Here is a 20,714-nt window from a genome sequence, read left to right as displayed (position 1 = left end):
CCGTGTTCCGTTCGGTTACTGAAAGCGACGACGCGCATTGGCTTCGCGCGCGGCGCGCGCGGTTTCCACAGAGACGACCCGGCGACCCACCGGCCAGAGGGCGATGGCGGCGATTTTAAAATTAGCGATCCCCACCGGGATGCCAATGATAGTCAGGCATTGGGCGATGCCGCTGAAAATATGCATCAGGCACAACCACCAGCCGAAAAAAATGAACCACAGAATGTTCAGGATGGTGCCGCCGGCGTTCAGCAGGCTGTTTTGGCGACCTGGCTCGAGCTCATCAACATGAATCGCCTCGTTACCATAGGGAAATAACGAAAGGCGAGTGATTTCCCAGCAGGAACGAGTCAGCGGCAGCGTGACGATCAGCATAATGCTGACCAGGGTGGCGAGCAGCCAGCCTAAAGTGGTGGCGAAACCGCCAAGGATAAAGTTCAAAATATTCAGAATGGTACGCATAAAGCCTCGGTTTTGCCCTGTGGATAATAAGACCTGACAATTGTAACGTTTTTTTGCGCTGGAGCACCTGGTCCGGGGCGGTTAAACTGAAAAACAATCCACCCTGATTGAAAATCGACATTATATGGAACTTAAAGCGACAACATTGGGCAAACGCATGGCTCAGCATCCTTATGACAGGGTGCAGTTACTGAATGCCGGGGTAAAGGTTTCCGGCGATCGTCATGAGTATCTTATCCCTTTCAATCAGTTATTGTCAGTGCATTGTAAGCGCGGTCTGGTCTGGGGCGAACTGGAGTTTGTGCTGCCGGACGATAAAGTCGTGCGTTTGCACGGTACCGAATGGAGCGAAACGCAGCGCTTTTATCACCATTTACACACGCTCTGGCAGCAGTGGAGCACGGAAATGAGCGATATCGCCGCCGGGGTGCTGAAGCAGCAGCTGACAGCCATCGAACGCACCCGGGCAGAAGGGAAGTGGCTGACGCGTCAGCAGGTGGCGGATGTTCAGGATAATATTCGCCATGCGTTAACCGGGCTGCCGATGCCCACCAGCCGGCTTGACGCCTTTGATAACTGCCGGGAGCTGTGGCGGGAATGTCAGCGCTGGTTAGGGGATATTGAAGCGGCGCGTCAGGCCCATAACCAGGCCTTTACCGAGGCGATGCTGGAACAGTATCGCGGCTTTTTTGACGGCGTAGAATCCTCCCCGCTCAATCCGTCGCAGGCGCGAGCGGTGGTGAACGGCGAGCACTCCCTGCTGGTGCTGGCGGGAGCGGGCAGTGGTAAAACCTCGGTGCTGGTGGCTCGAGCGGGCTGGCTGCTGGCGCGGGGAGAAGCGGCGGCAGAGCAAATTCTGCTGCTGGCATTTGGCCGCCAGGCGGCGCAGGAGATGGATGAGCGGATCCGCGAGCGTCTGGCATCAGACGATATTACCGCCCGCACCTTCCACTCGCTGGCGCTGCATATTATCCAGCAGGGCAGCAAAAAAGTGCCCACCATCAGTAAGCTGGAAAGCGATACTGCGGCCCGCCACGCATTGCTGCTGAAAAGCTGGCAAAAGCAGTGCCAGGAGAAAAAAGCGCAGGCGAAAGGCTGGCGCCTGTGGCTGGAAGAGGAGATGGGCTGGCAACTGCCGGAGGGAGACTTCTGGCAGGATAAAAAGGTGCAGCGGCGGATGGCCAGCCGGCTTGACCGCTGGGTCAGCCTGATGCGCATGCACGGCGGCTCCCAGGCAGAGATGATCGCCGGCGCGCCGGATGCGGTACGCGATCTGTTCAGTAAACGGGTGAAGTTGATGTCGCCCCTGCTGAAAGAGTGGAAGGCGGCGCTGAAGGCGGAGAATGCGGTCGATTTTTCCGGTCTGATCCATCAGGCGGTCAATATTCTCGATAAAGGCCGCTTCGTTAGCCCGTGGAAACACATTCTGGTGGATGAATTTCAGGATATTTCGCCGCAGCGAGCCTCGCTGCTGGCCGCGTTACGCCGGCAAAATAGCCAAACCACGCTCTTTGCCGTTGGCGATGACTGGCAGGCGATTTACCGGTTCAGCGGGGCGCAGCTCTCCCTGACCACCGCGTTCAACCACTACTTTGGCGAAGGGGACTGCTGTGCGCTGGATACCACCTATCGCTTTAACGGGCGTATCGGCGAAATAGCCAATGGTTTTATCCAGCAGAATCCGCATCAGTTAAGCAAACCGCTGAACAGCCTGACCGCGGGAGATAAAAAGGCCGTCACGCTGTTAGCCGACGATAAGCTGGACGATCTTCTGGATAAATTGAGCGGTTACGTTAAGCCCGAGCAGCGGATCCTTCTGCTTGCCCGCTACCATCATCTGAAGCCCGAGGCGCTTGATAAAGCGGCGACGCGCTGGCCGCACCTCCAGCTTGATTTTATGACTATTCACGCCAGCAAAGGTCAGCAGGCCGACTATGTCATTGTGCTGGGACTGCAGGAGGGAGTGGATGCGTTTCCGGCCCCAGCGCGCGAGTCGATCATAGAGGAGGCGCTCCTGCCGCAACCGGAAGATTTTCCGGATGCGGAGGAACGTCGACTGCTGTACGTGGCCATAACCCGTGCCCGTCACCGGGTGTGGCTGTTATTTAACAAGGCGCAACCGTCGCCGTTTGTCGAGATCCTGCAGGCGCTGGATGTGCCTGTGGCCAGAAAGCCGTGATCGCGGTTCGATTATTTCAGGCGCTCGGCAAGATATCGCGGATAATCCGGGATCAGAATATCGAGCGGTTGAGCGAAGTGCGGCGACTGGATAATAAAGTCAGCGGTGGAGACGTTAGTGGCGACCGGAATGTTCCAGACCGTGGCCAGACGCAGCAAGGCTTTGACATCCGGGTCGTGGGGAACGGCGTTCAGCGGATCCCAGAAGAAGATCAGCACGTCGATTTTCCCTTCTGAAATGAGGGCACCCACCTGCTGGTCGCCGCCCATCGGGCCGCTCAGCATGGCATTGACCTCCAGCCCGGTAGCCCGGGAGACCAGGTTGCCGGTAGTGCCGGTGGCGTACAAAACATGTTGCGCCAGCAGCGCCTGATGGCGAGCAACCCATTTCATCAGCATATCTTTACAGTGATCGTGAGCCACCAGCGCGATATGTTTTTGCGCAGGCAGGGTACGTGTTGTCAGTTCCATATTTTCATTCCGCATTTTGACCTGCTGACAGATTACTGAATGTGGCTGTCGCTGCAAGCATCAGGGATGAAAATTTTGCTGAATCTGCGGGTTAGCCTGGATGGCCCCCTGCTGCGGATTAGCATACACTTAGGTGAAATAGCAGGAGGAAACCATGAAAGAGAACGATATTGCCGAAATCCTGACCTCGACACGGACGATTGCGCTGGTCGGTGCCAGCGACAAACCTGACCGTCCTAGCTACCGGGTCATGAAGTATCTGCTGGATCAGGGGTATCACGTTATCCCGGTTTCGCCGAAGGTGGCAGGCAAGACGCTGTTGGGGCAGCAGGGCTATGGAACGCTTGCCGATGTTCCGGAAAAGGTCGACATGGTTGATGTCTTCCGTAATTCAGAAGCGGCATGGGGCGTGGCGCAGGAGGCGATTGCTATCGGCGCGAAAACGCTGTGGCTGCAGCTGGGGGTGATCAATGAACAGGCCGCGGTGCTGGCCAGAGAAGCCGGGTTAAACGTGGTGATGGATCGTTGTCCGGCCATTGAGCTACCGCGACTGGGATTAGCAAAATAACAAAAAACCCCGCCTGGCGGGGTTTTGTTTAATTGCGAAGGCGCGGCGCCTGCAACTGCTGACGAATTGTTTTGGCCAGCTCGTCGAGGGACGGCTGCTCCGGATGTTCGTCGCGGGGTTCGCTGCTCAGCTGCGCTTCTGCCAGATAGGTGTGGATGGGTTGGCCATCATCATCTTCCATCACTACATGGTACCAGGGGGCCGCGCGCAGTTCGTCATTGGCGGCAATCTCATCCTCTTCCGGTTCCGCGAGCGAGTACTCGGGATCGACATCGACGATGACGCCCAGGTAGCCCAAGAGCGTATGGCGGACCTGTTGGCCGATACCGAATTTGCTGGCTATCATAGGCACCTCCAGGGAAACATGAATACTCCCTATATGAGGCTCATGTTTCGTTTTTCAAGTTACATGACGCGACAGGCAAACCCCTTCAGATACAGCCCTTCCGGATAGGTTGCGATCACCGGATGGTCGGCAGCCTGACGGAACTGTTCTATAAATTGTACATCACGTCCGGCATCAATTGCGGAATCCGCGATGATTTTCTGAAATAAATCGGTGGTCATCAGGCCGGAGCAGGAGAAGGTCAGCAGCACGCCGCCGGGGTTCAGCAGCTGGATCGCCAGCATATTGATATCTTTATAGCCACGGCAGGCGCCCATCAACTGGCTTTTATTTTCTACGAATTTCGGCGGATCCATCACGATGACGTCGAATTTCTCCCCTTGATCGCGGTATTTACGCAGCAGTTTGAACACGTCGTCGCGCACAAACTCCGCTTTGGACAGATCCAGTCCGTTGAGCTCCACGTTCTGGCGCGCAACGTCGAGCGCTTCCTGCGAGGTATCCACGCTGGTGACCTGGCGGCAGCCGCCCATCAGCGCTGACACCGCAAAGCCGCCGGTATAAGAGAAGCAGTTCAGCACCCGTTTGTCCGCCACGTAGCGACGGGTCGCCAGGCGGCTGTCGCGCTGGTCGAGGTAATAGCCGGTTTTGTGCCCGCCCTGGATATCGACCAACAGCTTCATGCCATGCTCAGCGATCGGCAGCAGCGCTGGCGGCAGTTCGCCCACTACCGGCCCCTGGGCCAGCTCCAGCCCCTCTTTTTTACGCACCGCGACATCGCTGCGATCGTAAATGGCGCAGTCCGGGAACAGGCTCTGCAGGGCGCTGATGATGGCGGCGCGCTGGTATTCGGCGCCTGCGCTGAGGAGCTGCAGCACGAAAAAGTTGCCAAAGCGGTCGATTGTCACGCCCGGCAGCCCATCGGACTCGCCGGCGATCAGACGGTAGCTGTCGAGGCCATCGCGCTCGGCCAGCCAGGCACGCCAGGTTTGCGCCTGCTGCAGGCGGCGTTCAAAGAAGGCGTTATCAATGGCTTCGTTGCGATCGAAGGTCCACACGCGGGCGCGGATCTGCGACGACGGCGAGTAAGCGCCGCGGGCCAGCCATTTTCCCTGATGGTCAACGATATCGATGGTTTCACCGCTGCGGGCTTTACCTTCCATGCGGGCGACGCCGCCGGAGAAAATCCACGGATGGCGACGCAGCAGGGATTTCTCGCGTCCTTTGGCTAACACTAAGCGGGGGAATAGGGAATCTGTCATGGAGCTACCTTTAAGCAACGGGAATGTCGGCACCGAAAAATGGCGCGTAGATTAGCACACCTGGCGCATACAAGCATCTTTCCCCCGCCAGGCGCGGTTGAGCGTTTCGGCACAAAATGCAGGCGCTTCAGCACATTCACCTTGCGCGGCGTTTCATACTCTGTCTTCTCACCCCCAGGAGGAGAAGACGATGAAAACAGGTATGCGGATAGTTGTGGCGATGGTTGCGGCAGTGAGCAGTGGCGCGATGGCTGCGCCGTTTAGCGTGAGCAGCAATGATATGCGTGACGGGCAGCCGCTGGCCCAGAAGCACTGGTTTACCGGTTTCGGCTGCACAGGAGGCAATGTCTCTCCACAGCTGACATGGAAAAACGCCCCGGCAGGCACGCGCAGTTTCGCGGTCACCGTCCGGGATCCTGATGCGCCTACCGGCAGCGGCTGGTGGCACTGGACGTTAGTCAACATTGCCAGCAGCGTCTCTTCTCTGCCCGCTGGCGCGGGAGATAAAAACAGCGCTACACTGCCGAACGGAGCGGTACAGGGCCGCAACGATTTTGGCTATGCCGGCTTCGGCGGCGCCTGCCCGCCGGCGGGAGATAAACCGCATCGCTACCGTTTTACGGTGTGGGCGCTGGATATCCCCACGCTGCCGGTGAACGCCGATGCCAGCGGGGCGCTGGTCGGGTATCTGTTACACAGCCATGCTCTCGCCAGCGCCCAGTTGACGGCGACGGCCGGGCGCTAAAATAAAAGGTTGGTCGGATGGAGAGTATTCATTTTCAGCATAACGCCCTGACCGCCGCGGAGATCACCACCCGACGGCTATGCAGGCTGCATCGGGTGCGTCTGTTCGCCCCGGCGCTCTGTCGGGTAAAGCGCGGCAGCAAGGTGATTGTGCAAGGGGAGAGCCGGGTGCTGGCGACCCCGCAACAGCTGATTGTTTTGCCGGCTGACGTTGAGCTGGAGGTGATTAACCAGCCGGAGAATGGCCTCTTTTGCTCCGATCTGCTGTCGCTGACGCCCGAGCTGTTGACGGCGTTCAAGACCCGCTATGTCAGTGAACCACCGCCCGGGCGTCTGACCTCGCTCTGCGCCCCGGTGACGACTGAGCTGGCGTTTATGTGGCAAAGCGTTCTGCAGGCGGTGCGGGAAGGCTTGTCCCCCTCTCTGCAGCAGCATCAGACCATGGGCCTGCTGCTGGCCTTGCACGAGGCGGGTTATGCCGGCCCGCTGCTCGTCGAGCGGCAGCAGGATCTGTCGGCGCAGGTTCGACAACTGGTCATGCTGTCGCCAGCGCAAGCGTGGAGCGTGTCGCGGGTGGCGAAAATGCTCTTTCTCGGCGAGTCCACGCTGCGCCGTCGGCTGCAGCAGGAATCGCAGAGTTTTCGCCAGATTGTCGAGGAGGTGCGGATGGCCCATGCCCTGGGGCAGCTGCAGACCACTTTGCGGCCCATCGGGGAAATTGCGCAGAACAGCGGATATCAGTCGGGATCGCGCTTTACCGCGCGCTTCCGTCAGCACTATGGTTTACTGCCAAAGCACGTACGCTGAATGAATTTGCTATCCTCAGCGTAAAGGGTGAGCGAAAAGGAGACGATGATGGCCAGTATCTGCACGATGGCATGGGTTTACGGTTCGGTTCAGGGCGTAGGGTTTCGTTATTCGACACAGCGGGAAGCGCTGCAGCTGGGATTGACCGGCTATGCCCGTAATCTGGACGACGGCGGCGTGGAAGTGCTTGCCTGCGGCGAGGCGGAGCAGGTGGAGAAACTCATCGCCTGGCTGAAAGCCGGTGGGCCGCGCAGCGCGCGGGTTGACCGAGTGTTGACTGAACCCCATCAACCCACCCGCAGCTGGGACAAGTTCGCGATCCTCTATTAGATGCACTTCACCGGCTTCGGCAGACCGGCGATTTTGGTCGCTTGTTTGGCGGGGCCTTTCGGAAACAGGCGATAGAGATAGCGGCTGTTGCCTTTCTCTTCGCCAAACTTGTTGGCCATCGCCTTTACCAGCATGCGGATCGCTGGTGAGGTGTTGAATTCAAGGTAAAACTCGCGCACAAAGCGCACCACTTCCCAGTGCTCAACGGTGAGCGTTATCCCTTCCTGCGCGGCGATGACGTCGGCCATCGCCTCGCTCCACTGGGTGGTATCTTTCAGATAGCCTTCGCTATCCGTCTCAATTTCGTTGCCTTCAAAAATAAACATAATTTTTCACATACCGCCTGAAACTGGCCGCAGTGTAGCAAAAAAAAAGGCCCCGCATAAGCGAGGCCTTTGTTAGCAGGGGAACGGTTAGTCCCGGCTGGCGAAGCCCAGGATGCTCAGCAGGCTGACAAAGATGTTGTACAGCGAGACATACAGGCTGACCGTGGCGCGAATGTAGTTGGTTTCACCACCGCGGATGATGTTGCTGGTCTCGAACAGGATGGCGCCCGAAGAGATCAGGATGAACACCGCGCTAATCGCCAGGTGCAGCGCCGGCAGCTGCAGGAACAGGTTAGCGACCATACCAATCAGCACCACGACCACGCCGGCCATCAGCATCCCGCCGAGGAAAGACATATCTTTGCGCGTCGTCAGCACGTAGGCCGAGCAGCAGAAGAAGACCAGCGCCGTACCGCCCAGCGCCAGGCCGATCAAATCGCCCATGCCGGCAGAAAGGTACGCGTTCAGCATCGGTCCAAGGATATAGCCGAGGAACCCGGTGAAGGCGAAGGCGGAAATAATCCCGGTGGGCTTATTCGCCGTTTTATAGGTCAGGAACATCAGACCGTACATCCCCACGAGGGTCAAAATCAGCCCCGGGGAAGGAAGCATCAGCACCGTGCTGGCGGTAGCGGTGATGGCGGAAAACGCCAGCGTCAGGCTGAGCAGGAAGTAGGTGTTACGCAGAACCTTGTGCGTGCTGAGCAGCGAGGAACGGTCACGCGATGATGTAATTATGCGATCCATGAGTCACTCTCTTATGACAGATGTAATTAGGTATAAAGAATAAGAAAAACAAGCGTGAAGCCCTAATGCTTTTACCCATCTTTACTTAGCTTTTGCCGCTTTTGACTAGCATATAATTCTGCATGGATTGGAAAAAGCGATATGTTTTCGCGTTTCGCTTCGGTGAGCCGATCGAAATCTTATAGGTTACTGAAAAATATTGCTTTATTGAAATTCTGCGACTAAGTGTGGAAGGGGGAATAACTCCGTACGTTAAAGGCAAAGGGAAATGACATTACATCAAAACAATCACATCACGCGAACGCTGCTGGCAGTCAGTATGATAGCAATGATCGGCGGGGCGCAGGCGGCGCAGGTGCCGCCGGGCACCCAGCTGGCGGAAAAGCAGGAGCTGGTCAGAAATAACGGCAGTGAACCAGCCTCGCTCGATCCGCACAAAGTCGAGAGCGACGTTGAAAATAATATTATTAGCGATCTCTTCGAAGGTCTGGTCAGCGTATCGCCTGCGGGGGCGATCGAGCCCCGGCTGGCGGAACGCTGGGAAAACAAGGACAACCAGCTGTGGACCTTCCATTTACGTCCCGGCCTGACCTGGTCCGACGGCACGGCCATCACGGCGCAGGATATCGTCTGGAGCTGGCAACGGCTGGTCTCGCCGGCCACCGCCTCCCCCTATGCAAGCTACCCCGGCAATATGCATATCACCAACGCCCGAGAGATTGCCCTGGGGCAAAAGGGCCCCGAGACGCTGGGGGTGAAAGCCCTAAACGACACCACGCTGCAGGTCACCCTGACTCAGCCGAATGCTGCCTTCCTGGCGATGCTGGCGCACCCCGCGCTGGTGCCGATCGACAAAGTGCTGGTGGAGCGTTTTGCCGATAAATGGACCCGGCCAGAGCATATCGTCACCAGCGGGCCCTATAAGCTGACCCAATGGGTGGTGAATGAACGGCTGGTGGCTGAACGTAATGTGAAGTACTGGGACAATGCGAACACGGTTATCAATAAAGTCACTTACCTGCCAGTCTCTTCCGAGGCCGCCGATGTTAATCGCTACAAAGCGGGGGAGATCGATATTGTTTACACGGTGCCGATCAATCAGTTTGCGCAGTTGCAGAAAACCATGGGCGACCAGCTGGACGTTTCGCCACAGTTGGCGACCTATTACTACGAGTTCAATACCACCCGGCCGCCGTTTAACGACGCGCGCGTGCGTCGGGCGCTGAATATGGCGCTTGATAAAGATATCATTGCCGGAAAAGTACTCGGCCAGGGCCAGCGCCCGGCCTGGGTGATCAGTCAGCCGGATATTGGCGGCGTGACGCTACACAACCCGGACTATGCCAGCTGGCCGCGCGAGAAGCGGATTGCCGAGGCGAAAAAACTGCTGGCGCAGGCAGGGTACGATGAGCGGCACCCACTGGTCTTTACCCTGCTATATAACACCTACGAGTCACATCAGCGCATCGCCATCGCCGCCAGCTCTATGTGGAAGAAAAACCTCGGCGTCGAGGTGAAGCTGCAGAACCAGGAGTGGAAGACGATGCTGGATACGATGCATACGCATAATTTTGACGCCGTCCGCTACGCGTGGATTGCCGACTACGACGATGCCGCCTCCTTCCTCAATACCTTCCGCACCGGGGATAGCGAGAACACCAGTCAGTACAGCAACCCGGCTTACGATGAGGCGCTGCACAACGCGGCGAAAGCCACCGACGTGGCGACCCGCGGCAAATACTATCAGCAGGCGGAAGATCTGCTGGCGCAGGATGTTCCCGCCATTCCGGTCTATCACTATGTGCGTACCCATTTAGTGAAGCCCTGGGTGGGCGGCTTCACGCCGGACAAACTGGGGTACTACTACACCAAAGATATGTATATAAAGAAACTGCCGTCCGCGAGCGGCGATGGGCGCTGATTTTCTGTGCGAACTGCCTGAAATTCAGACGAATAACACAGATTTGTTTGTTTTTAAGGCAGTTGAACAAAATGGTGCTTTACAGCATCCGCCGAGGTGTTTATAGTGCGCCTCACACCGGAAGTGTGGCCGAGCGGTTGAAGGCACCGGTCTTGAAAACCGGCGACCCGAAAGGGTTCCAGAGTTCGAATCTCTGCGCTTCCGCCATATAAAAGAAGGGGTTACCGAAAGGTAACCCCTTTTTGCTTTGGTGTCTTAGAATGGACTTAGAATATTCACTTAGAATTTCTGGTCTCAATTGGCGGCTTGTCGAGGGTGGGTGACACCTTCGTTTTACGATCATAAATCAGTACCTGGCTTTCTGTTTTATGTCCGCTGAACAGTTGTTTATCCCGGCTGCTCCCTTCGTAATCAGAAATACCTTTTGCCTTCAAATCGTGGAACGTACAGTCGAGAACGTACCCTAATTTTACAGAAGCTTTATGCCTTGCCTCCTCCCATCGGTGGCTGAATCCTCTTTTACTGAACCCGCTACCATGTGAGCCCATCAGGACGAAGGATCCTGGATTGCCGGAATTAGAGAATGTTTTTGCGAGTTCGAAAGCCTGTTGAAGCCGGTCTGTCCACTGCTTGATCTGGCTAACATTATTTTTACCCTGCTGAATGAAGATGCCTTCCGGTGTTACCTGTCGCCACTGCATGCCGAGTACATCAGCCAGACGGGCAGCGCAAAGATAGGCAATTTCCATTGCTGTACGAACGACATCATCAGCCTCCTTATAGATGGCCTCATATTCCGCATCGGTAATGTACCTCCCGCGGGCGACAGCTTTAAATTTACTGACGCCCTGGCAAGGATTCCCTTTAACCATACCCCGTTCAAAACCCCATCTGAAAACACGAGACATGCTACTCATTTCATGATTTGCCTGTGTTTTACTTTGCAAGCCTCGCCTATCCATAAACATCCTGATATCTTCAGTTTTAATTTTATCTGCCGTAATCTTCCCAAATACAGCAAGTAGCTTTTTCTGGTGTTGCAGATAATCTTTCTGCGTCCTTGGTTTCAATTCAAGATAATAGGCACTCTTAAGAAATAACCCCCATAATTTACTGAATGTCATTACGTTGGCCTGTTCGTTAATTAATGCCTCATATCTTGCCCATAACTGAGACAAGGGCATTGATACGGGGCCAATTGTGATGCATTCTTTTGAGGTTGGTTTGTAATAGTAACTGTACTTATTTGAATAAACGCGGTGAGGAAGTTTGTTATCCTCCTGGTTTTTTCTTTTTCTTCCCATAATTTAAATAGCATCAAAGTTTGGTTTTTCTTCTTCGTCAGCAACTATTTTTCTGTCTCCGAATAGTGCTGCATTCACATGTGTCCATGTCACGCGAGGCCGGCCGTCCCGACGTTTAACAAACGAAATACCGGATTTAGCTAAAGCCGAGCACTGCTTAGAAGGAAATCGGTATCCGGTCAATTCTATCAGTTCATCGTCGGTCAGGAGATCGTTTTCTCTGGTCATGGTCTTTCCTCATAAGCCGGGCTATTGCGTTGTCAGCTGTATCACAAGCGATATGGATATCGGACTGGGTCAGAGTCCTTTTTCTAACGCTGGCTGATAGCCTGCCAATTTTGATATCGAATTCAGAAAGTAAAACTACACCTGGTTGCCAACGTAGCATTGTGATCTCCGGTTTATTGGTAGATCACAATGCTAGCGGTAGTGATGGGCTATTTCTGATTATGCTTAATCAGGTTTTGTTTCGGTTGGAATGCACCATCCTCACGCGTTATCTTGATATTGCGGGGGAAGTGCATACCGAGTTCACACCGGGCCAACGCTTCGATAATTGCGTTAGTCCCATCTGGTAACACGATATGAACCGCATCACCTTTTTTCAGAGATAGTCTCAGCATATCAGCGCACCTGCAGTGAACGTTCGCCAATCTCAAGGTGAGCGCCCGGCACTGGATTTAACAGTTCTTCCGGTATCTCTCCGCCATCAGCAGTAATCTGTGCAGCCGCCGCCTGCGAGGATTCGATAGCCTCTTTGATTGCCTTTTTATCTGGCGTAACCACGGTCTCAACGGTTACCAAATCATCCGGGAGTAAATCAACGTTATCGATCACCACATTGATTGCACCTTTACGGGCGGTGAAGGTGTTCTTTGCAGTTTTAACGGTATCCTGCCCCGCGGCCAGCAGGCACTGAAGAACATAATTCTTCAGGTTGGTGATCTTACCTTCGAATGATTTTTTACGGGCGGCCAGGCGTTTGGCTTCTTCGTCGCAGGTTTTCGCCAGACCTTCAAGGTTGCGAACATGGACGAATACCGCGTCGAGTTTGTCGCCGAGCTGCAGCTCGAGCCCCTCCATTGTATCGGCGATCATTTCAGCTGACAGACCAGAACCGTCTTCATTTTCCAGAAGCGCCTGGAGTTTAGACATATCAGCAGCAATAGCAATTGCAGTTGTGGAAGTCATTATGCTTTCTCCTCGGCTTTATTCAGTTCTTTGAGACGACCATCTTTAATGGCAATCAGGCGGCGCAGGCGGCCAGAAAGATAGCGTTCATGTTGCTTGTCGCCGTTGGCCTGTGCGGCCTTAATGTGAACATCGATTTCACGTGCGATAGGGGAGAACACGCCGTTTATTTCGTTCACTGTTACGCCATGTGCCAGTGTATTGGCGACGCGGGTTAGTTTGTCGTCGAACTCCTGACGCAACCGCGCTGCATCTTCGGCGGTTTCGCTGGCATTCTTGAGGTCAAACTCTGCTTTGTTTTTCTGGCGATATTCTGGATTGTCATAGAGGCCCATAAAGATATCGCCGCTGAATCCGAGGCCGGATAACGCCTTTTTGGTGGCGTCAGTTAGTGATTTTTTAGTAGCTTCGCCGTCGCAGATAGGGCCGTATTTACTTCCGTAAATGTAGGGAGTGCAGCCGTAGGCGTATTCTTCACCACGAACACCGTTTACCAGGTACCACAGCCTAATTTTTATCACATGGTGTTTTTCAGTGAGGAAACCACCATTACCATCAGGGAGCAGTTCCCATGTATTATTACCGTCAGCTCCTTTTACTGTACGTGTAATAGGTGCGCCATTATCAAAGCGTTCTTCCAGAATATCGACGCCCCAACCGCTCCCTTTCAAGCCAAACTCACGCGTTGCTACCATCGTTAAGTACGTGCCATTGATCGAGGTGCCTCCGCCGTTCTGCGTAAAGGCTTTAGTAAACCGTTCATCAGTTTTGAAAACTCGTTTCCATAGCTCCAGATTGTCACGTTCTGTCCCCTGCATTTCGTTAATGCTCTGGACGACTTCGGAAGCTTTCGGCAGGTTCTCTTCTCGGTTAATTCGTTCAACAAGCTGATCAACGTCCTGAACGATAGTTTTTACTTTTGCACTCAACTTCTCTTCTGGCTCTGCTCCTTCACCAGAGGCATATACGCCATAGCCCATATCGTTGAGCGTCTCACGCGCCTGTTTGGCCTGGGTATCGGTTACAATCGGCGGCGGCACTTCCTCTTTTTTGACCACGTTTGAGGCGGTATTTTGCTCCGATGTCGGTTGTCTTTGTGATGAGCCTTCGTCTTCTTCAAAGCGGCCGTTAGCTTCAAGCCATGAAGTAATATGGCGGCGCAGACTTTCCGGAAAATGGTAAGTATCTTTCGCCGGAACGTTCTGCACTACGCCGAAAATGCTGGCACGGTCATATTTGAGTATGTTCGGTGTGACATGCAGTGATGCAGACCAACGTTTAAAATCCTCACGATCGTCTGCAATGATTTTCTCCGCGTCGCGAAGGTTGCCTGATAATACTGGCGCGTCGGGAGAGATAGGGAGCAGCGCAACAGCGATCTCCTGATCCAGTGTTGCATAGGTATGTTTATAACCACGCTTTGGCGCGATTATAACGTTGTTATCAGTGCTGGGGGTATAATTTTGGCCTGGTACCATTTCTTCGCGTTTACCTGGATTTTCAAGCCAGCGTTTTACAAATTGAGAAATAGCCGCTTTACCCGGCATCTGGTTTTCAAAATGGGAGAAGATGCCATGGATCAGATTGTTCAGACCTTCCACGTGCATATGTTTCACTGGTTCGTTATTGTGCAGGGCGCAAAGCACATTGAAATTAAAACGGTCATCCTCTTCTAGGGATTCGTCGTGGTTATCCAGATCATCAAGATAATCTACAACCTGCGAATAGAGCTGGCCGTTTATCTCTAATTTGCTGAAGAGTAATACAGCAGCAAAACGCTCCCTGGGGGATACCGTCATCAGATCGATAACTTCATCGCCTGCCGGCAACTCGGTGGCGCCGTCATCCTCGCTGTTAGCCACCCATTTTTCACCGTCAAAGGTGTTTTTCTGGGCGAACTGCTCATCGAACTGGCCGACTGCCGGCACTGGCTGGCCTTCAATGTGTTCCCACAGCTTAGGTTTGAAATAGTTGTCTCCGTTCGCCGGGTAAGACTCCCAGAGTTTTCCGGTCATAATACTTTCAGCGACTTTCTTGTTAGGTGCTTCGACGGCGATCGCCAGCTGCACGGCGCCGCAGTCCTTAATAGCCGATTTTTTTGGCTCAAATAAGCCGTTGTAGATGGTCATTGGTCTTTCCTCTTGGTTGCAGGCGCAGGTCAGGCGCCGGATTTAGCTAGACGGATAGCAACATTAATCCCGGCTTTTTTCTGCTTGAATGCCGGGAATTTCCCCTTTTCAGCATTGGCGTAAACGGTGCCGGTGGTAGGGTAGAACTCGACACGACGAACACCGCCGATAATGGTGATATGCATCGTTCCTGAACCAAAGTCGCTATTATTTTCGTGCTCAAATACTGATAAGCCAGCATCAATTATTTTTTCGATGAATGGGTTATTTGTCATAGGAACCTCAAAAAGGTACGTCGCTTTCTTCGATCGGAGAGTGGTCGATGCACAGCAGTTGCTGGATCTGGTCTTCAATAACATTTAGCTGCATATCTGCTTCAACTGAGATTTGTTCTTTCCTTGCGCGCAAGGCATTAACCTGCATCCCGATGATGTCGATAGGCTCTAACGGTGGAATGGGAATCTTCAGCGTTTTGGTCGAAACGAGAACGTATATACCGGGAAACTTCTGTGACATGTCACAAGTCGATGCATGATAAGAGGTTGGTAAAAAAGGATTAGTTGTTGCCAGAACGTAGATTGTTACTGGGATGGTAAGCGCTTCCATAGCGACTCCTTGTTGATGTATACTCAGAGCCGATCAGTGTTGATTCTGTCGGCATTGGTCTTTCCTCGCTACGGGGTTGGTCCCCTGTAGCATTCCGGGCGGTTTGGTCACTGTCCCGGGTAAATTAGCCCACTTCGGTGGGCTTTTTTACGCCTGCTGGTTGCCGGTCTTTCCTGGCAGTCAGGGCTGGTCAGGCCCGTTGGTCATTGGTCTTTCCCCCGGTCTTTCCCGTCGTCAGAGCTGGTCATGCTCACTGGTCTTTCCTCGCCACTTCCCTCTCTTGGAGGGCTTCAGTTTTCACTGAAGGGTCACAAAACCGTGCTGTTAAAAAAATTGCCCGCCGCAAAGCGGGCAAAGACTACACACAGCAGTTTTCCTCTGGTGCCACGCTGGCTACGTGATTCTTTACAACTGGGAGCGCACTCCGCCTTTTGATTTAACAACATCGCCATAACTGATAAAAATGAAGTGCGCTCTCATGTTGTATCCCGGACTCTTCCCGGGAGTCACACCGTACCGCCACGATGGTGAATCGCCTGTCGTGCCTGGACACCTGGCTTGCACATTCCGGCTACCCGCTGGGCCATGTACCAAGGAACCCCCGGACCGCTTCGACGCATGTGCCATACGCCGGTTGCAGTCTTTCCCGCATGTCATCGTACTTTCGGCGACCCGAAGAATTCGCGCCCGTCTTTCCGGGCTGTCAGAACTGTTTCTGAACAACTGCCGCGTGGTTAGTGCGTCGTTGATGTGATGTAATTTAGGTAAATCTAACAATATCGTCAATGATAAAATTAGAAAAAACGAACAATATAGGCGTAAAAAATCACATCTATATGATTATGAAGGAGTTATTTTTGTTTGCGAGCTTGCAGCAACTCTTCAAATAAACGATTGAAACCGTCCACTTTTTCGCGAAGTTCCTTTAAATGCCGCTCTTTTTCAGACTCAGGGAGTGAGGAAAAGAGTTTTAAAAGCTCCGCTTCACGTTCATCTAACGGTTTTGGGGTGTCTACCGGAGTTCCCGGGGTGGCAGCTTCGTCGCCGTAAAGTATCCACGTAGGGCTGCATTGAAGTGCGTTACTTAACGAGAATAGGTTTTTCCCGCCAGGCTCACTATCACCGGTTTCCCACTGAGAAATAGTGACGTGCGCGACGTTAACCAGCTTCGCTAAAGCGCGCTGAGTTAGTTTGAGATCTTTTCTACGCGCTCTGATGCGCTCACCTGGCATTGTCATAGTTAGATAATTCTAAATTTCCTTGACTTCGTTATCTCGAACACCTAATTTGTTAGAAAAATCTAACAGGAGGGTGTTTCATGTTAACAACTGATGCAATCAAATATTTTGGTAGTAAGAAAAAACTGGCTGAGGCCGCTGGCGTAAAAGCTCCAACTGTCTACGCGTGGGGGCGTTTGGTTCCTGAAGGTAAAGCAGCTCGTTTATCTCTGATGACTGATGGGGAACTTGTTTATGACCCGAAGGCTTACCAACTGTCAGCCAAATCAGCTTAACCATTGGCGTCATCGAAATCTGATTACGCTTAATCAATTTTCAGCGACAGGAGACGCGAAGTGGAAAACATCGAGGAACTGAAGCGAGAGATATTCAGCTGGGCGGCAGAAAGTGGGCAGGAGCTGGTTGCCATCGAGATAAGCCGTATGTGGTTTCGTCTCGGTGGTAACACCGGCGTGCTGAAACTGCACCAGATTGAAGACGCAGATGGAAAAGCAGACTGGCGAGCCATCAACAACAACCGCCAGCAGATTTTTCGCTGGCTGCGTGGAGAAACTAAAGCGGCCAGAACCAAAACCCAAGCGCTGGCCAAGGCGATGGAAGCGGCACTGCCGGCGGAACGTTACGCACGCCTGGACATGTCAACACAGTATTTGATCTGTGTTGCCATACGCGAGTTTGCGGCGGCCATTATCGCGTTATTGCTCGAAGCCAGAGACGGCCCGCAGCAAGTTGCGAAGGCATTGCAAGCTATGAGAGAAACACAGCGCCTGACCAGCGTTTAACCTGTACCGAGGAAAGACCAATGAGAACACAAGACCGCATCACCTGGCGGAACGGGTTTCGCCGGAACGGGGTGCAAGTCCCGATGGAAGATATCGAATCGATTTTCGAGGAACGTCGCGCTGCTGCGCTGACGATCTGGGAACGCTACGAGCTGCGAAAGGCAGAACTGCAGGAATTAGGTCTGACCCAGAAAGAATATGAAATAGCCTGCCGCCAGTTGGCCGATACGCTGGGGATCTGACTATGAGTATGACACTTATGGCCAAAGCAATGGCCATCAAAACCGGTAACCCGATACGAAAACTAGTGCTGATCAAACTGGCGGATAACGCCAATGATTCCGGCGAATGCTGGCCGTCTTATAAGCATATTGCCGATCACTGCGAATGCAGCAAAAGCGCAGTTCGTGATCATATCGATGCATTAATTTCTATGGGTCTGCTGGTCAAAGAAAACCGCCCGGGGGTAAAAAACGGAAAGGGAAACGCATCGAATCTGTATTGTATGAATCTCGATAACCCTATGCCGCCAAAAAGCATAGCCCCTATGCCGCCAGAAAGCACAGGTATGCCGCCAAAAAGCATAGCCCCTATGCCGTGTGGCGGCACCAGAACCAGTCACTCTTTTGAACCAGTCATAGAACCTACTGATCCCCCTAACCCCCAAACGGGGGAAGGCGAGGAAAGAATTAATTCTAATGCTAAAAAAGCGCTGGAATTTTACAACGAGAAAACGGGCACCCGCTGCCGAGACCTGAAACCGTTTGTGATGATGCTGACTCCTACCACCACTCGGGAAGGGTACACCCTGGACGAACTGCAGTTGGTTATCCGCTGGGTGCTGGCCACATGGCGCCGCCGCGGCGATAGCCTGCCGAAGCCTGCGAACATCTGCCGGATAAACCGCTTTGATGGCTATCTTGCCGACGCTGAGGCATGGGCTGTTTTGGAGGCGAATATCGACCCGGAAGCCGTCATGAACGGCTACAACGAAATTTTCGCTGACGTTCTGCCTGCTGCTGAACTGGATGCCGACCGCCGCCGGATGATCACCCGCCTGGCTGCTCACATGAAAAATAAAACTACCGGTGCATTCCTGGGGTACTTCGAAAAATTCCGCGCTGATGCTCCTGATTTTTATTTCGGTACAGATGGCGGATGGCGAGCCAGCTTTGACTACCTGATGAAACCAGAAACGTTACGCAATACCCGGGAAGGTTCGTTATGACTCCGCAGGAACTGGAAGCTTGTGTGCTGGCTGGCCTGCTAAATGGCGGCGCCAGTCCGGACGCATTCGATGTGATCGCCTCTACGCCTGAAGAATCTTTCAGTATCGGGTTTCACCGTCGCGCGTTCTCCGAAATTAAAAAACAGGCGCTGGCGAACGGCCTGATCGACATGCTGTTTGTCAGTGAAGCGCTGGGCGGTAGTAGTCTGGCTGATTTATCAGAAATTACACGTATGCCTGCCACGGTACCGAACCTGAAGGGTTACGCCGGCAAAATGGTTAAGGCGTGGCGCAGCCGCCGTATGGCCGAATTACTGCAGCAGGGCGCTGATGGCATCCGGCAGGCAAACAACCAGGAACAGCGCGATCAGGTTGTTGAAACTGCCGTGGCGCAGCTGCTGGACATGACCGGCGACACTGGCGACGTGCAGCCGGTACACATGAGCGAATTATTGCCTGTGTACATGGAAACCATGCAGAAACGCATGGACGGCGAAGAGGGCACCCGAAATTTAAAGACCGGGATCGACGAACTGGACGATGCCACTGGCGGTATTAACCTGCAGGATTTGATTGTTGTCGCTGGCCGTCCTGGCATGGGTAAAACGGAATTTGCGCTGAAGATTGTCGATGGCGTTACTGCTGCCGGCGGTGGCGCGTTGATATTCAGCATGGAAATGGCTGCTGCGCAAATCGTAGAACGCTCTCTGGCGGGCTCTGGCAACATGTCGGTTTCACGCCTGCGTAATCCCCTCGATATGCAGGATGAGGACTGGGCGCGCTTTACAGCGGCCATGGAGACCATGAACGGGCGCGATATCTGGATCGTCGATGCTACCGATCTGACGATTGAACAAATCCGGGCTGTTGCAGAGACGCATAAGCGCCGCTATCCGCATCTGGCGATGATCGTTGTTGATTACCTTGGCCTGATTAAAAAACCAAAGGCAGAACGTAACGACCTGGCGATCGCCCACATTTCCCGAAACCTTAAAACTATGGCTATGCGCCTGCATACGCCGACGTTCGCGCTTAGCCAGCTTTCGCGCGCCGTGGATTCCCGTCCTGCGGGCCAGCGTCGACCGGTTATGTCAGACCTCCGCGACTCCGGTTCTATCGAGCAGGACGCCGACAGCATCATGTTCCTGTACCGCGATGAAGTCTACAACCCTGAAAGCCCGGCGGCGGGGATCGCCGAAATCATCCTGGGGAAAAGTCGATTCAGTGCTGCTGGTGCCGTTATCTATCAGGAGTTTAAAAACGGTCACTTCCTGCACGTTGATCAGCATGTCGGCAAAGAGAAAACACGCATTCAGTTGGAGGCAGCAAAACCACGAAAACAACCGCGTAGATATTCAGAGAAGTACAACACCGATGCATTTTAACTGCGCCTGACCAGCGCTATAAAACCGAGGAAAGACCTATGACCACGAATTTGAATTACCCAAAACCAGTAAATCCAGATGATGGCTGTAACTGGATCCCCGTGATTCTGTGGCGCATGAACGCCGGCGCCCGGGCGCGTAGCCGTTCTGTGTTCGTCGCTGCTCCACGGCCAGAACCAGTTCCGGGGATTACCCCGAAAAAGCCGGTAAAACGTGAAACTGCTACGGTCGCGGTATCCGGCCGCCGTCGTAAAACACATGTCGGCACCGTGATTTATTACAAGGGTGAAAAAACTGTACGGCTCAGCGAGGGTGCTACCGTCTGGTCAGCTGGACCTAATGAGCATTTCGATAAAAAAACTGGTCAGCGTGTCGGCAGTATTGGCCGGCATCGCCTGCTGCTGGAGAGTATTAAACCACTGAATAGCACCATCGATGAAGTTTCCGCCCAACAGCTGGTTGCGCTGATGAAGGGTAAAACACTGTCGTATCAGAACATTCTTTCAGCCATCAAAAAACATCATCCTGATGCTGAGATCACCTTACGTGATCTGCAAAAACGTATCTCGACGATGCTCGCATCGAATCACGTCGGAATTATTCGGCATGACGACATGCCAGTGCCGCATTTCACACTGACCAGCGTGGATCCCCGCTATTACGCCAACTCAGAAAAAACGAGGGCATGA

The 20,714-nt window shown here is 53.7% G+C and carries 26 protein-coding genes and 1 tRNA gene; 13 read left to right on the top strand and 14 right to left on the bottom strand.

The genetic code is table 11. From position 1 onward, the window contains the following. Positions 1 to 15: 15 nt before the first annotated feature. Positions 16 to 462, bottom strand: coding sequence for a YccF domain-containing protein (locus ACOI7D_RS03710; protein WP_004201437.1), 447 nt, complete (start codon positions 460 to 462; stop codon positions 16 to 18). Between the two features lie 124 nt (positions 463 to 586). On the opposite strand from ACOI7D_RS03710, the gene helD reads away from it, so the two are divergent. Continuing rightward, positions 587 to 2,641: a DNA helicase IV gene (gene helD / locus ACOI7D_RS03705; RefSeq protein ID WP_109546484.1), complete on the top strand. Its 2,055-nt coding sequence runs from the start codon at positions 587 to 589 to the stop codon at positions 2,639 to 2,641. Positions 2,642 to 2,652: 11 nt separating this feature from the next. Here the strand turns inward: helD and mgsA are convergent, their stop codons facing one another. Then, positions 2,653 to 3,111 carry a methylglyoxal synthase gene (gene mgsA, locus ACOI7D_RS03700; protein WP_004201439.1) on the bottom strand — a complete coding sequence of 153 codons (459 nt, stop codon included), beginning with the start codon at positions 3,109 to 3,111 and terminating at the stop codon, positions 2,653 to 2,655. A gap of 154 nt (positions 3,112 to 3,265) precedes the next feature. Between mgsA and ACOI7D_RS03695 the strand changes: the two genes are divergently transcribed. Continuing rightward, positions 3,266 to 3,679, top strand: a complete 414-nt coding sequence (locus ACOI7D_RS03695; protein ID WP_023289057.1) for a CoA-binding protein — start codon at positions 3,266 to 3,268, stop codon at positions 3,677 to 3,679. 28 nt (positions 3,680 to 3,707) lie between these two features. Here ACOI7D_RS03695 and hspQ read toward each other — a convergent pair whose 3' ends face one another. Next, positions 3,708 to 4,025 carry a heat shock protein HspQ gene (gene hspQ / locus ACOI7D_RS03690; RefSeq protein ID WP_023289058.1) on the bottom strand — a complete coding sequence of 106 codons (318 nt, stop codon included), beginning with the start codon at positions 4,023 to 4,025 and terminating at the stop codon, positions 3,708 to 3,710. A gap of 59 nt (positions 4,026 to 4,084) precedes the next feature. After that, positions 4,085 to 5,287: a 23S rRNA (cytosine(1962)-C(5))-methyltransferase RlmI gene (gene rlmI, locus ACOI7D_RS03685; protein WP_023289059.1), complete on the bottom strand. Its 1,203-nt coding sequence runs from the start codon at positions 5,285 to 5,287 to the stop codon at positions 4,085 to 4,087. 190 nt (positions 5,288 to 5,477) lie between these two features. Here rlmI and ACOI7D_RS03680 point away from each other — a divergent pair, with 190 nt between their 5' ends. From ACOI7D_RS03680 to yccX, 3 genes are read left to right on the top strand one after another with little or no spacing between them, the layout of a single operon-like run. Beyond that, positions 5,478 to 6,032, top strand: a complete 555-nt coding sequence (locus ACOI7D_RS03680) for a YbhB/YbcL family Raf kinase inhibitor-like protein (protein ID WP_109546483.1) — start codon at positions 5,478 to 5,480, stop codon at positions 6,030 to 6,032. Positions 6,033 to 6,049: 17 nt separating this feature from the next. Next, a complete protein-coding gene (locus ACOI7D_RS03675) occupies positions 6,050 to 6,838 on the top strand; it encodes an AraC family transcriptional regulator (RefSeq protein WP_109546482.1) in 789 nt (262 codons plus the stop codon). A gap of 48 nt (positions 6,839 to 6,886) precedes the next feature. Next, entirely contained in the window at positions 6,887 to 7,168 is a 282-nt protein-coding gene (gene yccX / locus ACOI7D_RS03670; RefSeq protein WP_004201446.1) for an acylphosphatase, read from the top strand. Here yccX and tusE read toward each other — a convergent pair. After that, a complete protein-coding gene (gene tusE, locus ACOI7D_RS03665; RefSeq protein WP_050532900.1) occupies positions 7,165 to 7,494 on the bottom strand; it encodes a sulfurtransferase TusE in 330 nt (109 codons plus the stop codon). The genes yccX and tusE overlap by 4 nt on opposite strands. 87 nt (positions 7,495 to 7,581) lie before the next feature. Further along, positions 7,582 to 8,241, bottom strand: coding sequence for an FtsH protease modulator YccA (yccA, locus tag ACOI7D_RS03660; protein ID WP_002898458.1), 660 nt, complete (start codon positions 8,239 to 8,241; stop codon positions 7,582 to 7,584). Positions 8,242 to 8,509: 268 nt separating this feature from the next. On the opposite strand from yccA, the gene ACOI7D_RS03655 reads away from it, so the two are divergent. Then, positions 8,510 to 10,162, top strand: a complete 1,653-nt coding sequence (locus ACOI7D_RS03655) for an ABC transporter substrate-binding protein (protein ID WP_117140814.1) — start codon at positions 8,510 to 8,512, stop codon at positions 10,160 to 10,162. A gap of 119 nt (positions 10,163 to 10,281) precedes the next feature. After that, positions 10,282 to 10,369 (top strand) — tRNA-Ser (locus tag ACOI7D_RS03650). Between the two features lie 68 nt (positions 10,370 to 10,437). Here ACOI7D_RS03650 and ACOI7D_RS03645 read toward each other — a convergent pair. The 8 genes from ACOI7D_RS03645 to ACOI7D_RS03610 form a co-directional block, all read right to left on the bottom strand. Beyond that, a complete protein-coding gene (locus tag ACOI7D_RS03645; RefSeq protein WP_024623106.1) occupies positions 10,438 to 11,466 on the bottom strand; it encodes a tyrosine-type recombinase/integrase in 1,029 nt (342 codons plus the stop codon). Between the two features lie 3 nt (positions 11,467 to 11,469). After that, a complete protein-coding gene (locus ACOI7D_RS03640) occupies positions 11,470 to 11,694 on the bottom strand; it encodes a DUF4224 domain-containing protein (RefSeq protein ID WP_004199480.1) in 225 nt (74 codons plus the stop codon). A gap of 209 nt (positions 11,695 to 11,903) precedes the next feature. Then, on the bottom strand, positions 11,904 to 12,089 hold the full coding sequence (locus ACOI7D_RS03635) for a hypothetical protein (protein ID WP_004141609.1): 186 nt from the start codon (positions 12,087 to 12,089) through the stop codon (positions 11,904 to 11,906). A gap of 1 nt (position 12,090) precedes the next feature. Continuing rightward, positions 12,091 to 12,657, bottom strand: a complete 567-nt coding sequence (locus ACOI7D_RS03630; protein ID WP_022644592.1) for a siphovirus Gp157 family protein — start codon at positions 12,655 to 12,657, stop codon at positions 12,091 to 12,093. Continuing rightward, positions 12,657 to 14,786 carry a hypothetical protein gene (locus ACOI7D_RS03625; protein WP_117090044.1) on the bottom strand — a complete coding sequence of 710 codons (2,130 nt, stop codon included), beginning with the start codon at positions 14,784 to 14,786 and terminating at the stop codon, positions 12,657 to 12,659. Before ACOI7D_RS03625 ends, ACOI7D_RS03630 begins: the two co-directional genes overlap by 1 nt. A gap of 29 nt (positions 14,787 to 14,815) precedes the next feature. Continuing rightward, positions 14,816 to 15,061 carry a hypothetical protein gene (locus tag ACOI7D_RS03620; RefSeq protein WP_022644594.1) on the bottom strand — a complete coding sequence of 82 codons (246 nt, stop codon included), beginning with the start codon at positions 15,059 to 15,061 and terminating at the stop codon, positions 14,816 to 14,818. Positions 15,062 to 15,068: 7 nt separating this feature from the next. Next, on the bottom strand, positions 15,069 to 15,392 hold the full coding sequence (locus ACOI7D_RS03615) for a hypothetical protein (RefSeq protein ID WP_259655190.1): 324 nt from the start codon (positions 15,390 to 15,392) through the stop codon (positions 15,069 to 15,071). Between the two features lie 851 nt (positions 15,393 to 16,243). Beyond that, positions 16,244 to 16,624, bottom strand: coding sequence for a helix-turn-helix domain-containing protein (locus tag ACOI7D_RS03610; RefSeq protein WP_004191081.1), 381 nt, complete (start codon positions 16,622 to 16,624; stop codon positions 16,244 to 16,246). 86 nt (positions 16,625 to 16,710) lie between these two features. On the opposite strand from ACOI7D_RS03610, the gene ACOI7D_RS03605 reads away from it, so the two are divergent. Genes ACOI7D_RS03605 through ACOI7D_RS03580 form a run of 6 tightly spaced genes read left to right on the top strand, consistent with a single transcriptional unit; the run spans position 16,711 to position 20,714 of the window. Then, complete coding sequence (locus ACOI7D_RS03605) at positions 16,711 to 16,905, top strand: Cro/CI family transcriptional regulator (protein ID WP_022644596.1); 195 nt, start codon at positions 16,711 to 16,713, stop codon at positions 16,903 to 16,905. Positions 16,906 to 16,965: 60 nt separating this feature from the next. Continuing rightward, positions 16,966 to 17,412, top strand: coding sequence for a toxin YdaT family protein (locus ACOI7D_RS03600; protein ID WP_022644597.1), 447 nt, complete (start codon positions 16,966 to 16,968; stop codon positions 17,410 to 17,412). Between the two features lie 20 nt (positions 17,413 to 17,432). Continuing rightward, positions 17,433 to 17,654 (top strand): hypothetical protein, encoded by a 222-nt coding sequence (locus ACOI7D_RS03595; RefSeq protein ID WP_004141593.1) that lies wholly within the window; start codon positions 17,433 to 17,435, stop codon positions 17,652 to 17,654. A gap of 2 nt (positions 17,655 to 17,656) precedes the next feature. Next, the gene (locus tag ACOI7D_RS03590; RefSeq protein WP_004191078.1) at positions 17,657 to 18,640 is read left to right on the top strand and encodes a helix-turn-helix domain-containing protein; all 984 of its coding nucleotides are present in this window, start codon (positions 17,657 to 17,659) and stop codon (positions 18,638 to 18,640) included. After that, positions 18,637 to 20,025, top strand: coding sequence for a replicative DNA helicase (locus tag ACOI7D_RS03585; RefSeq protein WP_087760699.1), 1,389 nt, complete (start codon positions 18,637 to 18,639; stop codon positions 20,023 to 20,025). The genes ACOI7D_RS03590 and ACOI7D_RS03585 overlap by 4 nt, the downstream gene beginning before the upstream one ends. Positions 20,026 to 20,063: 38 nt before the next feature. Continuing rightward, positions 20,064 to 20,714, top strand: coding sequence for a hypothetical protein (locus tag ACOI7D_RS03580; RefSeq protein ID WP_064172711.1), 651 nt, complete (start codon positions 20,064 to 20,066; stop codon positions 20,712 to 20,714).

Source organism: Klebsiella sp. C360 (assembly GCF_048822415.1).
In the GTDB taxonomy this organism is placed as follows: Bacteria; Pseudomonadota; Gammaproteobacteria; order Enterobacterales; family Enterobacteriaceae; genus Klebsiella; species Klebsiella quasipneumoniae.
The sequence above is the reverse complement of the archived record's forward strand: the minus strand, read 5'-3'. Positions and strand labels throughout refer to the sequence as shown.